Origin of the sequence: Actinomadura violacea (genome assembly GCF_017573465.1) — a bacterium.
Lineage (GTDB): Bacteria > Actinomycetota > Actinomycetes > Streptosporangiales > Streptosporangiaceae > Spirillospora > Spirillospora violacea.
Genome location: NZ_JAGEPF010000035.1, coordinates 82,167 through 94,798, shown reverse-complemented (window position 1 = coordinate 94,798; position 12,632 = coordinate 82,167). Strand labels below are relative to the sequence as shown.

Here is a 12,632-nt window from a genome sequence, read left to right as displayed (position 1 = left end):
CCAATGCCTCCAGGGTCTCGGTCTCCAGGTCTGTCGTCACGTCCTCGTCACCTCCCTACAGCTGGCTCCCCGGCCCTGACGGTAGCTGCTCTGGGGTGGTGTCCCTGTAATTCCGCTCGCACTTCCTCTGGAGAGAGCACACGTGCGGGAGGGGCGGGGACCGCACGTGTACGCGTTTCGTCGGAAGACTGGCTCTCAGGCCAGGTCAGCGGCGTCTGGTCTTGCTCGGACATAGAGAACCACGCGGCCCCAGCGCATCTCGGCGAGAACGGCGTCTGGGTCGGGTGGTCCGAGGCGCGGGTCGGGTCCGATCATGCGGGAGGCGTCGTCGTCGTGAAGTACTCCGGCGTCCACGAGCCCGTCTGCGGCGGCCTTGAAGCTGGGGGCCCAGTTCGCCGGGTCGCGGCGGCGGGTGCGGTGTCCGGGACGGTACTCCCCAATGACATGCGCGGCTGGCATTGCTGGGAGGTGCGCGGTGGCTGCGGCGGTCGCGGCGGCGCTGCGCAAGGTCTTGGTGTATTCGGCGCGGACGCGGTAGTGGTCGCGGCCGTTGGCCGACAGCAGTGGTAGGCCCCAGGGGAGTTCAACCATCCAGAGGTCGGGCGGGAACGCAGTGAGGGACTGGTCGTAGGGGGCGGCGAGGCGGAAGTGTTCGGTGCCGGGGTCCCAGATGAGAGTGCCGTCCTGCTCGGCGGCGTACTCGTAGGCGCGGACCCACAGGTGGTCGGTGCGGTACACCTCCCACCGGTAGGTCAGCTCCGGATGTAGCCCTTGCGAGCGCGCCCAGGCGTTGAGGGCGTCCCGGTCGCACGACATCGGGTCGTGGCAGTCGTAGACCGCGATCGGTGTGAGGATCGGCTGACGGCGGAGGGGGAGGCGGCGCTTGCCGCGCTTGCCTCGCCCCTTCACCGGGACGGGCGCTGTGGCTGCCACCGGAACGGGCGCTGGGGTGGGGGCTGCGGTCGGGACGGTGCTGGTCACCGGTCGGCTCCTTGGGTGCAGGCGTGCAGGACTCGGGCGGCCAGCGCGGCGTACTCGGCGGGCCTGTAGTGGTGGCCGCACCCGGTGCAGGTGGCAGCGTCGTCCATGCCGGCGGCGCCGTCGAGGCGCTCGATCAGCGCCAGGCCGCAGTGCTCGCAGGGCGCGGACAGGAGTTGCGGGGCGCGGGTGAGGCCGAGCGCGGAGCGGCACCGGTGGACCAGCACGAGGACCTCAAGCCCGGCGTCGGCGCCGTCGAGGTCGGGGTACTCCCAGCCGTCCGCGCCGTCGGCGCGCGGGCGGGTCATGGCTGCGGGCGCGAGCGCCAGGAGCGCGTCGAGGTGGCGGGTGAGGATGCGGACGGCGCGGTCCAGGGCGACTCCGGGCCGCACGCCGCGGGCGGGGGTCTCGGGGAGGCCCGCGACGTCGCGGACGCGTTCTTCCCAGCCGAGGAGGGTCTCGCGGATCTGGTGGGCGAGGTCGGCCAGGTCGATCCGGATCGGCAGGGACGGTGTCGGCTTGCCGGAGGGGCGTCCGTTGCTGGTGGTGGTGGCGCGTTCGCCGAGCGCGCGGTGCAGGTCGTAGTGCAGGCCGGGTAGTGCCTTGAGCGCGTCGTGGATGCGGGTGCGGTCGGCGTCGCAGAAGACGCGGGGGGTGCGGGCCGGTCCCTTGTCGGTGCGCGCGGCGCAGCGGCTTGCGGCGGCGCAGGGCCGGGTGTCGTCGTACAGCTCGTTGGTCACCTGGGTGCTCTCCCGGTTGTTGGTTCGTCGGCCGGACCGGACCGGCGGCGCGGGGCACGCCGCCGGTCCGGCGGCAGGTTCAGGCGCCGGTGCCGTCCGCTTCGCGAAGGAGCTGCTGGATCGTGGCGAGGCGCTGCTCGGCGGTCTCGGCTCGGCGACGCAGGTCGGCGAGCCCGCGGGTGGCGGCCAGCAGCTCGTCATGGCCGGCGCGCAGCTCCGCGCACTCGCGGCGCAGCTCGTCGTTCTCGGTGCGCACCTTGTCCAGCTCCGCCAGTTCGTAGAGGCGGTTGGCCAGCTCGGCGAGCGTCAGGTCCGGCAGCACCGTGGCGCGGGATGCGGTGGTGCTGCCGCCGGTCTCGGGAGTATGCGCGGCGGACGGTGCGCTGGCTGGCGCGGCCTGCGGCGCGGTCACCGCCGAGGCAGCGGCCGTGGCGCTGGTGTGGCGGGTCCGCGTGGCGCCCACCTGGTCCGTTGCGGCTCGGCCGGTGCGGGGCTTGGTCTTGCGGGAGGGACGGGCCGTGTCCGGGCGGAGGTGGGTGCGCAGGTGGTAGCGGATCTTCCCCAACTGCCGCGAGGTCTCCGCGCACTCGATGCAGCGGTAGCGGACGGTGCCGTCCTCCAGCAGCAGTTCGCGGATGCGGTGGAAGATGATCGGCTTTCCCGGCTTGGACAGCGGCGACAGGGCCGCCTCGTCGGCGACGACAGCAAGGCCGTCGATCGTCTCGGACGCGGCGGCGGGGGCGGTGGTCGTGCTGGTCATTGCTGCTCCGAATCGGTGAGGGAAGGGGCGGGGATGGTTGAGGGCGCTGTGGGTCACCGCGGACCCGACGCGGCCGCACGTCCGGTGCGCGCGGGCTGGGCCGCGTGCGTGCCGGTGCGTGCGCGGGTGGCGCGGTGCAACTTGGCCGAGCAGGGCTTGCATCGGTAGCTGAAGCCGGTGGGCGTGGAGGCGTCGCGGTGGAACTCGCTGTGGGGCTTGCGCCGCTCGCAGCGGGAGCACACGGCGGTGGTTTCGTCGGGGGGAGGCAGCACACCGATGGCGTCGGCGAGGTCGGCGCGGTTGCGGACGGCGCGGGCCTTGGTGATGGGGGCGTAGGTGTAGATGTCGGCGAGGAGATCGGCCAGGTGGGCGGGGTTGGGCAGGGGGGTGGTGGGGGGCACCATCCGCGTCAGCGTCATCACCAGCGCCTGGAGGTGCTGCGGGTCCTGGTCGGCGATGGTCCGCGTGACGCGGGACAGATCGCCGTCACGGTGGGCGCAGACCAGGGCGGCCAGCAGCGGCACCGTTTGAGCCGCCAGCACTTCAGGGGAGGGCATCTCGGGTTCGGCGTCGCACGCGCCGTCCCACGCGGGGTCGATCTCGGGTTCCGGGACGGCCGCATCGAGGCCGACCGGAGGCATCGCCGGGGCGGGGATGGTGGCCATTCGGGCTCCTTGGTGTTCAGGGGGCGGCGGGCGTAGCGGGCCCGCCGCCCCTGCGGCGGGTCAGGAGAACAGCGGTTCGGGCTCGGTGGGCGTCTTGCGGTTGGTCGTCCGGCCGGTCGGGGTGCACGGCTCGCACCATCCGGCGGCGTTGTCGAGCACGACGGGTTCGTGGGTGAGCGGGTGAGGCTGCCCGGACCAGGCGCGGCAGCGGCCGCGGTGCCAGCAGCCCACGCCCGTGCAGGTGCAGCGGCCGTCGCGCGGCGTCATGTCGCGCGGAGCCGTATCAGGCGAGTTCATGCGGCTCCTTGCGGGTGTGGGAGGCCAGGATCGGGTCAGCGGCGCGGGCCTTGCGGTAGGCGTCGGGCGGGCCGTTGGAGGCGCGGCGCTTGCTGCGCCAGATGTGGGCGGTGAGGTCGCGGGGGGCGGCGTCGGGGTCGGCGATCAGCGCGCCCATGCGCTCGACGACGTCGGCCCAGGACATGCCGCACATGTGGGCGTCGGCCATCGCGGTCATTACCGCGTCGGGGTTCCAGTCGGGGCGGGCGGCAGCGGTGAGCGCGCGCAGTTCGTTCGCGGCCGGGCGCGGTACGTCCGGCGCGTCGGGCGTGTCCACCAGACCACTCCTTTCGGTTGGTTTACTGTGCTGACATGTGGACCTTAGGAGAGGCCCCACCACAATGTCAACACAATGATTAAAGTTTGTTCGTAGTGTCTGAGCTGCGGCTATGCGGTCCCGGCGAGGGGATGGCAGTCCGGGCAGCGCTGCACGCGCCCGTCGCCCAGCTCGACCATCCGCCGCGCGGCCGACTCGCATCTGCCGCACCAGTCCGGAACGGCGGGGCGCGGCCGGGCCTGCCGTGCGGCCTGGTTCCACCAGGGCCCGTCGTGGGCCAGGCGGCCGGGATGCTGGGTTTCGGGGTCGGCGGCGACGAGCAGGAACGCGGCTCGAATCAGGTCGGCGGGGCGCTCACGCACCTCCGGTTGCTCCAGAGCACGCCGGATGGACCTGGCGGACCATTCCGGCCGGATGCCCTGGACCTCGGCGACAAGGCCCATGTGGATCACCTGAGCGTCCCCGTGCGGCCCGGCGGGGTCCTGCCTGGGGTTCTGCCCCCTCCTCCCTCCCTCCCCGGACGCACGGGAGGCGTCGGGCTGCTGCCGGACGCCCTGCCCGTGCGGAGGGGCTGGGGAGGGGGAGGGTTCGGGCTCGGGAACGGGGGCGGGGGTGGGACCCCGGCGCGCGTGCGCGCGTGAGCCATCGGATGCCACCTGCTTGCCATCCGTTTTGCCAGCAGCGCCATAGCTACCTGATGGCTCGTTGCCATCGACGTCATAACTACCGGCATCGCTCCCGGCATGGCGCGGCGATGGCTCGTTGCCATCCGCGCGACCCTCGGCGCGACCCTCCGCGCGGTCATCCACGCCGTCGTCCAGGTCGTCACCGGGCTCGGCCGACTCGGCGGCCTTCTTACCGCGCCAGCGCGCCTCCGCACCCTTGCGGCCCGCCTCCGCGCGAGCTTTCCGGGTCTTCTCCGAGGGCAGGTAGTCGATGAAGTCGTGGATCATCCAGCCGCTCTCAGCCGTCTCCCACAAGCCGACCTCGACCAGCAGCGCAGCGGCCTGGCGCCCGGCGCCTCCCAGGTAGCGGCGCGGGAGACCGGCGGGCAGCAGGCCCGGCGTCTTCCCTCCCTTGCGGGTGTTGCGGTTGGCCCATGCCAGCGCCAGCGTCCACAGCGTGATCGCGGCCCAGCCGCTCTCCTCGTGGTCCAGCAGTGCCAGGAACTTGGGGTGGTCGTCGAGGTTGTCGTCTAGCCGTCCCCAACCCATCAGGACCGGCCCCCTTCGTCGTGTCCTGCTCGCCGGGAGCCGCGCTGCCCGGCGCGTCGACGGCGGCGCAGCTGCTTGCGCTCGGCGCGAGTCGTGCCGCCCCAGATGCCGTACAAGGCGGGGTCGGCCAGTGCGGTCGCCAGGCAGTCACCGCACACCGGGCACTCGGCGCAGATCGCCTTGGCCACCTCCGCCTCAAGGGCGCCGGCCCATCCGGAGTGCTCGGGAAAGAACAGCTCGGGATCGACCTCGGCGCACACCGCCCGGTCCTCCCACGACTGCGGCGCGCGTACCCGGACGGCTCCAGCGGTGCCGGTCATCGGCCGCCTCCCGCAGCAGGACCGCCGCTCGCCGCCGTGCCGGTCTCCTCGGCGGTGGGGACGGCGCACGCCCGCGCGGCAACAGCGGCGGCGTCCGTGCTGGGTGCCGGGTCCTGCGGGCCGGGCGCGGACTGGTCGATCCATTCGCCGGTGCGCCGCCAACGGCGCATCACCTCGCGCAGGCCCTCCCGCACCGCGTACACCACGATCAGCCCCAGCAGCCCGCACGCCATCGGCTGGACGAGGTGAAGGCTCATCGGGCCGCACCCCGCCAGATCCGGGCCGCACTGGATCGCGTCGTGGGCCTCGGTGACGGCCCGTACCCGACCGGGACGATCACTCCCTCACGCGCCAGCGAGGCGAACAGCGCGCCCCACTGCGCGGCGGACCGGGGCGGCTCCGGCACCCCCGCCATCCGCAGGTCATACGCCTGGAAAGCCATCCCGGTCGCGGCAAGCCGGTGAACACCGGCGACCGCCGTCGCCCACCACTCCTCATGGCCGTCCCCAGCCTCTCCGCAGGCGCCAGGCGAGGCGTCATCAGCGCCCGGCAGCTCGAACAGGGGGAGGGTGGGGATCTGCGGCTTGGGGGCGCCGGTTCGGCGGAAACGGGTTCTCAACTGGCCTCCTTATGAGCGGTGAGGACCGACCCGGAAGCCGAGCGGATGCGCTGCTGGTTCTGAAGCTGCTGACGCTCCTGCTGCTGACGCTGCTGGTAGCGCATCGTCAGCACCGCGTGGTACGTCCGGCCGAGTTCGGCGGCGATTTCACGGATCGGCCGGTCCTGCATCGCGATGTCGCGTTCGGCGTCGGTCCAAGGCCGGTAGCCGTTCACGGCGCGGTCGGCCGAGTGCCGCGCGGCACGGTTGGCCTCGCAGCACGGCGTGCAGCGGCACGACCAGTTCACGTAGCCGGACTGGGTGCCGTGCGGGACCAGCGACGGGTCGGCCGCCGCGCGGATCACCCGATCCCGCTTCTGTGCGGCGGTGTGCTCGGCGTGCGCCTCCCGGCACGGCGTGCAGCGACAGCCGCGCTTGTACCCCGACGGGGTGCCGCACACGTCGGCGGCAGCGCGCTTCACCGGGCGTCCCTTCGGCCGGGGCCCGCGGAGTCGGGAACGGGGTAGACGCCGCCGTCGGCGTCCAGCCACACCAGCCCGTGAACGGCGTGCCAGACCGGCACCTCGGCGGGGTCACGGTCGGCCGCGACGGTCAGGCCGTTCTGGCGGGCCCAGCCGGGTTCGTCGGCGACGCGGCCGCGGCACCCGGTCGTGGCGGTCCCGCACAGCAGCAGCCATCCGGCGGCACTGGAGCGTTCTACCTGACCCAGCCGTGAACACTGCCGGGGAACAGGAGCGACCTCGGCGGCGTCGGCGCTCTGGCCGCAGGCGGCGCAGCGGCTGGCGTCGCGGTCAGCCAGCAGCACCGTGATGCGCACCGCCGTGACCGGGCCCGGATCGTCGGACCGGGCGATGGGGGAAATCATGCGTGGCGTTCCTTTGCAGGGGGCGCCGGGGGCAGGCCGGGTATGCGCGGCCCGCCCCCAGCAGTCGACTGAAGTCAGGAGGTCGCGGCGGCGACGGGCGGCGTGGAGTCGTCGTCAGGCGGCGTCAACAGCTCGGAGAAGCGGACCTCGCCGTCTTCCAGCGCGCGGGTGATGTTCTCCAACGCCTCTCGGGCCAGGGACGTGGTGACGGTGTAGGTGTCGCGCAGCAGCACGCCGGGCGGTTCCTCGCCGTTGCGCGCGGCCTCCTGGAGCAGGTACCGCAGGTAGGAGGGCCGCACGACCTCGATGACCTCGTCGGGCCGGGTGGCGCGGACGTACTCAAGGAGCTTGGTCTCGTCCACGATCACCGGGTTGACGTCCCAGTCGATGAAGACCGACGCGACCCGCGCGCCGCCCGGCAGGACGGCGGGTGCCCGGCCGGGCAGCGTCTCCAGCAGTTCGGGCTCGTGAGTGTCGGTCATCTGCCGCAGCGCCTTGCGGATCCCGGCGATCACCCCGAACCGCCAGATCAGTTCCTTGGCCCGGGTGGTCACTGCGCCGCTCCCCTCTTGGCGCGCGCCTTCTCAGCCTTGCGCAGCGCCTCGCGGAGCCGGGAGACGACCTGTTCGGCGTCGGGCACCGTCAACTCGTCCTCGGTGACCGGGCGGCCGAGGACCTCGGCGAGGTAGGTGGCGCGGGACTGCGGGGTGTCGAACCCGCCCAGCCGGGTGAACAGCTCGGCGATCATCTCGCGCTGCACCTGCGCGGCCGGCGGCGGCTCTGGAGGAGGCGCGGAGGTGGATGACGAGGGGGACGGCGCGGGCCGGGGACCCGGATGCTGGGACTTCTTGATCGTCAGCAGCCTGCTGAGTTCACCTTCGTTGCCCCACCGGTCGGAGACGATGACGTGCTCGAAGCCCAAGTCGGTGACGATCTGCTCCAGCTCGCACAGCCGCTCGTAGGAGGTCTGCGGGTCCATGGCCTCGTCGCGGATCTGCTCAGGCGTCATCTCCGGCTTGCGGTCCACCAGGGAGGGGGCGTGAGCGGTGGACGGGTCGCATCGCAGGACGTCGAAGATGACCCAGTCCAGCGTCCAGTCCGGCTTGAGTTCCTTGGGCTCGTCCCGGCCGGGCCGGACACCGGAGTGGACACTGCGGCACCCGACCACGAACGCGGGCTTGTCGCGGTCCATCCGGATCCACATCGAGGCGTCGAACGGCAGGCCGCGCTGGGCCTCCACCCGGTAGTCGCGGGTGTCCTTGAGGGGGCGGCCGTTGTCGTCCACCGCGATCGTCTCCCGGCCACGGGCGATCATGACCACCACGCCCTTGAAGGTCATCAGCAGCCGCATCAACCGGCGGTGCCGCGTGTTGGTGTCGGTCCAGATGTTCGGCGGGATGGTGATCTCGGCGTTGGGGTCGCGAGCCAGGATCTTCTTGTTCTTCTCGCTGGAGCGGGCCCGTTCGTCGGCCCAGTCCTTGAGCCACTCCCACTCGGCGGTCATGGTGTCGATGACCAGTGCGACGGGCGGTTCGCCGGGCGGCACCTCGGCCGCCAGGGCGTGGATGTCGGTGACGGCGGAGTACAGGGAGGAGAACGTGCCGTCGTACTCGACGATCTCGAAGTCGGCGCCCGGCAGGGAGCCGTACTCGTCGGCGTCCACTTCACCGAGCGCTATCCAGAAGGTGCGGCCGATGCGTGGCGAGGCGGTGAGCTGGGCGGCCGCCCAGCTCTTGCCGACCTTCTCGCCGCCTTCCAGCAGGATAAGCGGCCACGGGACCGCTCCCGTGGGTCGGCGTGTGCGCAGTACCATTCGTGCGTTCCTTTTCGCGAGGGACGAAGTAGGAGGTCGGTCCCGCCCCCTGCACGGGGCGGGCCGACCGATCAGGTAGCGAGATAGGCCATGGGCAGATGCCCGGCCAGGACCTTCATGGCCTGGTCGATCCGCGTGGTGAGCCAGTCGGGCTCGTCGGTGAAGCGGTCACGCACGGCCAGCAGGTTGCCCAGGTCCCGGATCCAGTAGCCGCGGACCAGGTCGCTCATGTCCGGGGTGAAGCGCCGCAGTAGCTCGCCGACTTCATCGGCGTCGCGGTGGTCCTCCATGTACTCGCGGACGGTGTCCACCACGTGGGCGCGCTGCAGCCGTTTGCGGGCCTGCTGCGCCTGCTCGTCGGGCTCCCACTGCGTGACGTTGCGGACGACCGCTTGGGCCTTCACGCCCTCGTCCGCCAGGCACTCCACCAGTTCGGCGGCGTCCTCGGGATCGGTCACGGCCTGGGTCTCGGGGGTCTCGTCCTGCGCGGAGCCAGGCCTGTGGATCAGCACAGACCGCTCGACGGTCCGCTCGGTTGCGGTGCTCATACACCTTCCCCCTCTCGGGATATTCTCATAGCCATGACAATATCACTACAGCTATAAGAATCAAATCGGCAGTAATGGGACCCATCACCGCAGCGGTACCGATCGCCTACACTGACCGCATGGCGTGGTGGGAGTACGTGGAACGAGTCGCCAAGGGCGACACCCAGACGGCCATCGCCGCCCGGATCGGCCTATCCCAGGGTGGCATCAGCGGATGGCGGACCAAGGCCCCTAAGCCCGAGACCGTCGCCGCGTTCGCTCGCGGCTACCACCGCCCCGTCCTGGAGGCGTTCGTCGCGGCCGGCTTCCTCACCGCCGACGAGGCCGGCATCACCGAGGCCCCCGCGACGCTCGCCGACCTGTCCTCGGCCGAACTGCTGGACGAACTCGGCCGCCGCCTCGGCGTCCATTGACCGACCGGCGCCGACCTCGAACACCCTCACGCCGCGGCCTCCTTGCCCCGGCGCCGCCCGGACCGACGCCGAGCCGGGCGGGCGTGAACCTCGAACAGCTCCTCGAACGCGCAGCCGAGCACCACCAGTGCCCCGGCGATGAAGAACCGGTTGGGGTGACGCTCACCGGCCAGGAGCCGGTTGAGGTAGGAAGCCGAGACGCCGATGGCGCGCGCCTGCGCCTCTTCGGAGGTGAGCTGCACGCGAGCGCAGTAGTCCCTGTACCGGTCACGCCGCAGGGCGGTTTCCCAGCCTGTGTCCCTCATGGCGAAGAACATAGCCCGCCATGTTGCGTACACGCAACAAACGCCACCCTGTTATCGCATCAAGCAGGAGAGATGCGCAACATCGAACGTTGCGCCGCAACGCCGCAGCTCCGCTCGGGTTCTCCTATGCCGCAAGGGATTCCGCCGTCCTCGAGAAACGCCGCACCGTGCATGAACCCGCACTCCGCGCAACACCCGTGCCGTTGGCATGACAACTGGCAAGTAAGGTAGCCCCCGTGGACGCAACAACACAGGGCCAGAGTTTCGCCGACTGGCTCCGACTACAGATGGCAGCCAAGGGCTACGCGGTGGACGGCCCCCGCGCAGGGGGACCGTCACTCCTGGCACGCCAGATCGGCGTCCACCGCGCCACCATCAGCCGCATCCTCAAGGACGGCGCCATCCCCAAGGCCGCCACCCTCAGAGCCATCGCCGACCAGCTCCACATACCCCGATCGGTCATGCTGGACGCCGCAGGCGTCAGCGACGAGGAACGCGCCGGCTCCGGTCCGGAACCGCCCGCCGAGCCCGACAGCAGCGCCGACGCCAACGAGGACCCCGAACCCGACCCCGCCGTCCTGTTCGACGGCGGGCTGCGCAACGACAGCGAAAAAGCCATCTGGGCCATCACCGCTCTGCCGTGGCAGGCCCGCCAGGCAGCGATCGAAGCCACGCGCACCGAGGCCCGCCGAATCCTCGCCGAACGCACAGTGGACAAGACCTCCACCCGCCGCCTCGCCTGACTCACTCAGCGGCCTGCGACACCACCGGCTGCCCTAGCCCGCCGGACGGAGACAGTGACGCCGTCGGGGACGGCCCATCGGCCGCCGGTGGCGGCACCTCCGGCGACGGCTCACTGGAGGGGCTGCTCGTCGGCACGCCCGGCGCAGGAGTGCCGCCGCCCGAACCTGGCGGCGTCGGTCCCGCCGAGACGCGCGTGTCCGGCATCCGCCCCGCTGGTGCTCTGTCCTGGTGCTTCAGCGGCTCCTCTACTCCTGCGTCCTCCGGTGGGCCGGAGGACGCCTCACCGCCCGGCCGCGCGTCACCGGTCGCCGGGGGCGGCATCAATCCCGGCGCCGGAAGCTCCTCGAAGTCATCGGAACCGCCGCCGCGTCCCGCATGCCCGTTCCCGCAGACCGACGAGCACAGCAGGTCCCGCAGCCCCTCGACAGCGCCCGACGACAAGGCCGTGATGAGCACCAGCGAGGCGGCCAGGATCGCCGTGGCTATCCCTTTGGACATCCCACCGGCGCGCAGCCGGCCCCGCCGCTGCGCCCGCAGAACCTCGACGACTTCGCGCCGCTTGCTGCCCTCGTCGAGGTTCTCCGCCACCACCAAGTGAAGGTCGCCGTCGTCGTCGACGAAGGCGACCGAAGCGACACCGTCCATCTCCGCGACACTGCGTCGCGGAAGCGGTATCGGGCCGCTCCCAGCGTCGGGCGGCGCCTGGGACGGCTGATCCTTCGCCGAGTCATTCACCGTGGCTCTCGACCACCTCGTCGGTCCCGTCCTGCGACCAGACCGCGTTCATCATCGACGCCAGCACCTCGGCCGGATCGAAGCCGGAACCGGGGATGATCCGAGCCGTCAGGTCGCGGTCGCACACCCGAAGATCAACGGCCACAGGCCCAAGCCCCCACGGTTGAGCGAGCGCTTCCGTCACCTGTCCGAGGCTTGCCTCCTGGGCCGCGGCCTCGGCCGCTCCAGCCCGGAACGCGGCCGCCGCGATGAACTGCGCCAACTCGGCGATCCGCTCCTCGGCCTCCACCACCCGGCTCTCACGGGCGTTGAGCTCGTGGAACCGGTTCTCGACCTGCCGTTCCCTCGCCGCCAGCGAACGGGTCTGCTCGGCGAGCGCCAGCAGACGCGCGGCATACATCTGCCGGACGGGGGACGACTCCGCGCGCCTGATATACGGGTTCCCCGTGCGCGGGCAGGACGTCACCGTCGCTGACTCACCAAGACGCGACGAGAGCGGTTCGGTCATGGGATTCCAATCTGGCGAGGGGGCACCCCCCGGCATCCCCTGGGCCATAAAGCCTAGGTGATGCGGCGAGATCATCCGAACCGTCCCCAGCTCTCGCTGGCCCGAGGCAGAGGGGTTTCAGACGTTGTGGATCATGGACCACAGTAGCGTCTCATGCGGCCGATACCGGACGTCAAGACACCTCGTCTACCATGGATGCGCTGGTAACAGTTACCGTCACCTGCACGTGACGCTTCCCCCGGCTCACCAAGCTGCTCACCGTGAAAGGTCTGCGAGTGCCCCTCCTTGCCGAACGACTCGACAAGCTGTTCACCACCGTGCACCCACCAGGGCGCGGCCCCTACTCCTACCAGGAGGCAGCCGATGCGATCACAGCTGCGACCGGCAAGGCGATCACCCACACGGCGCTCTGGCGGCTGCGCACCGGCAAGGAGACCAACCCCAAGATCGCCACACTCACGGCGATCGCCGAGTTCTTCCAGGTGCCCGTCAAGTACTTCTTCGACGACAAGGCCGCCGCCGAGGTTGACAAGGAACTGGACACTTTGGCGCTACTACGCGACTCCCAACTCGACCAGGGCCACCTGCGCGCCATGGCCACCCTGGCGCCACAGACCCAGGAACTCATCGCGGGCCTGATCATCGCAACAGCGGCCGAGGCAGCGTCGCAAAGCAACTGACAACCGTTAACACTCACTTGACAGCCTCAAAGTGACAAAACGTTCAATCGTGTAGATACTCACCCTCTGAGGGGCTCGCTCCCCACCTGCAACAGCACTACCTCCGGGGGCA

At 71.2% G+C, this 12,632-nt stretch carries 21 protein-coding genes; 3 read left to right on the top strand and 18 right to left on the bottom strand.

Translation table 11 applies throughout. The features are described from left to right. Window positions 1–195 precede the first annotated feature (195 nt). From J4709_RS43580 to J4709_RS43510, 15 genes are all read right to left on the bottom strand, one after another. Window positions 196–981 carry a hypothetical protein gene (locus J4709_RS43580; protein WP_208250981.1) on the bottom strand — a complete coding sequence of 262 codons (786 nt, stop codon included), beginning with the start codon at window positions 979–981 and terminating at the stop codon, window positions 196–198. Beyond that, on the bottom strand, window positions 978–1,718 hold the full coding sequence (locus J4709_RS43575) for a hypothetical protein (protein WP_208250978.1): 741 nt from the start codon (window positions 1,716–1,718) through the stop codon (window positions 978–980). The genes J4709_RS43580 and J4709_RS43575 overlap by 4 nt, the downstream gene beginning before the upstream one ends. 79 nt (window positions 1,719–1,797) lie before the next feature. Next, window positions 1,798–2,478, bottom strand: coding sequence for a hypothetical protein (locus J4709_RS43570; protein ID WP_208250976.1), 681 nt, complete (start codon window positions 2,476–2,478; stop codon window positions 1,798–1,800). Window positions 2,479–2,531: 53 nt separating this feature from the next. Further along, the gene (locus tag J4709_RS43565; protein ID WP_208250974.1) at window positions 2,532–3,143 is read right to left on the bottom strand and encodes a hypothetical protein; all 612 of its coding nucleotides are present in this window, start codon (window positions 3,141–3,143) and stop codon (window positions 2,532–2,534) included. A gap of 60 nt (window positions 3,144–3,203) precedes the next feature. Next, window positions 3,204–3,440 (bottom strand): hypothetical protein, encoded by a 237-nt coding sequence (locus J4709_RS43560; RefSeq protein ID WP_208250973.1) that lies wholly within the window; start codon window positions 3,438–3,440, stop codon window positions 3,204–3,206. Continuing rightward, a complete protein-coding gene (locus J4709_RS43555; protein WP_208250971.1) occupies window positions 3,427–3,756 on the bottom strand; it encodes a hypothetical protein in 330 nt (109 codons plus the stop codon). The genes J4709_RS43560 and J4709_RS43555 overlap by 14 nt, the downstream gene beginning before the upstream one ends. A 110-nt stretch (window positions 3,757–3,866) precedes the next feature. Beyond that, window positions 3,867–4,970: a hypothetical protein gene (locus J4709_RS43550; protein WP_208250969.1), complete on the bottom strand. Its 1,104-nt coding sequence runs from the start codon at window positions 4,968–4,970 to the stop codon at window positions 3,867–3,869. After that, a complete protein-coding gene (locus J4709_RS43545; protein ID WP_208250967.1) occupies window positions 4,970–5,290 on the bottom strand; it encodes a WhiB family transcriptional regulator in 321 nt (106 codons plus the stop codon). The genes J4709_RS43550 and J4709_RS43545 overlap by 1 nt, the downstream gene beginning before the upstream one ends. Continuing rightward, window positions 5,287–5,547 (bottom strand): hypothetical protein, encoded by a 261-nt coding sequence (locus tag J4709_RS43540; RefSeq protein WP_208250965.1) that lies wholly within the window; start codon window positions 5,545–5,547, stop codon window positions 5,287–5,289. The genes J4709_RS43545 and J4709_RS43540 overlap by 4 nt, the downstream gene beginning before the upstream one ends. Next, window positions 5,544–5,909 carry a hypothetical protein gene (locus tag J4709_RS43535; protein ID WP_208250963.1) on the bottom strand — a complete coding sequence of 122 codons (366 nt, stop codon included), beginning with the start codon at window positions 5,907–5,909 and terminating at the stop codon, window positions 5,544–5,546. Before J4709_RS43535 ends, J4709_RS43540 begins: the two co-directional genes overlap by 4 nt. Further along, complete coding sequence (locus tag J4709_RS43530; RefSeq protein WP_208250961.1) at window positions 5,906–6,370, bottom strand: hypothetical protein; 465 nt, start codon at window positions 6,368–6,370, stop codon at window positions 5,906–5,908. The genes J4709_RS43535 and J4709_RS43530 overlap by 4 nt, the downstream gene beginning before the upstream one ends. After that, the gene (locus J4709_RS43525; RefSeq protein WP_208250959.1) at window positions 6,367–6,774 is read right to left on the bottom strand and encodes a hypothetical protein; all 408 of its coding nucleotides are present in this window, start codon (window positions 6,772–6,774) and stop codon (window positions 6,367–6,369) included. The genes J4709_RS43530 and J4709_RS43525 overlap by 4 nt, the downstream gene beginning before the upstream one ends. A 74-nt stretch (window positions 6,775–6,848) precedes the next feature. Further along, window positions 6,849–7,328, bottom strand: coding sequence for a hypothetical protein (locus J4709_RS43520; RefSeq protein ID WP_208250957.1), 480 nt, complete (start codon window positions 7,326–7,328; stop codon window positions 6,849–6,851). Continuing rightward, a complete protein-coding gene (locus J4709_RS43515; RefSeq protein WP_208250955.1) occupies window positions 7,325–8,587 on the bottom strand; it encodes a hypothetical protein in 1,263 nt (420 codons plus the stop codon). The genes J4709_RS43520 and J4709_RS43515 overlap by 4 nt, the downstream gene beginning before the upstream one ends. A 71-nt stretch (window positions 8,588–8,658) precedes the next feature. After that, the gene (locus J4709_RS43510; protein WP_208250953.1) at window positions 8,659–9,135 is read right to left on the bottom strand and encodes a hypothetical protein; all 477 of its coding nucleotides are present in this window, start codon (window positions 9,133–9,135) and stop codon (window positions 8,659–8,661) included. A gap of 119 nt (window positions 9,136–9,254) precedes the next feature. Between J4709_RS43510 and J4709_RS43505 the strand changes: the two genes are divergently transcribed. After that, window positions 9,255–9,548, top strand: a complete 294-nt coding sequence (locus tag J4709_RS43505; protein ID WP_208250952.1) for a helix-turn-helix domain-containing protein — start codon at window positions 9,255–9,257, stop codon at window positions 9,546–9,548. Between the two features lie 26 nt (window positions 9,549–9,574). On the opposite strand, the gene J4709_RS43500 is transcribed toward J4709_RS43505, so the two are convergent. Further along, complete coding sequence (locus J4709_RS43500; protein ID WP_208250951.1) at window positions 9,575–9,853, bottom strand: helix-turn-helix domain-containing protein; 279 nt, start codon at window positions 9,851–9,853, stop codon at window positions 9,575–9,577. A 236-nt stretch (window positions 9,854–10,089) separates the two neighbouring features. Between J4709_RS43500 and J4709_RS43495 the strand changes: the two genes are divergently transcribed. Then, complete coding sequence (locus tag J4709_RS43495) at window positions 10,090–10,596, top strand: helix-turn-helix domain-containing protein (protein WP_208250950.1); 507 nt, start codon at window positions 10,090–10,092, stop codon at window positions 10,594–10,596. Window position 10,597: 1 nt separating this feature from the next. Here J4709_RS43495 and J4709_RS43490 read toward each other — a convergent pair whose 3' ends face one another. Then, window positions 10,598–11,242, bottom strand: coding sequence for a hypothetical protein (locus tag J4709_RS43490; RefSeq protein ID WP_208250942.1), 645 nt, complete (start codon window positions 11,240–11,242; stop codon window positions 10,598–10,600). An 82-nt stretch (window positions 11,243–11,324) separates the two neighbouring features. Then, window positions 11,325–11,840, bottom strand: a complete 516-nt coding sequence (locus J4709_RS43485) for a hypothetical protein (RefSeq protein WP_208250940.1) — start codon at window positions 11,838–11,840, stop codon at window positions 11,325–11,327. 260 nt (window positions 11,841–12,100) lie between these two features. Here J4709_RS43485 and J4709_RS43480 point away from each other — a divergent pair, with 260 nt between their 5' ends. After that, window positions 12,101–12,520, top strand: coding sequence for an XRE family transcriptional regulator (locus tag J4709_RS43480; RefSeq protein ID WP_208250938.1), 420 nt, complete (start codon window positions 12,101–12,103; stop codon window positions 12,518–12,520). The last annotated feature ends 112 nt before the right edge of the window (window positions 12,521–12,632 follow it).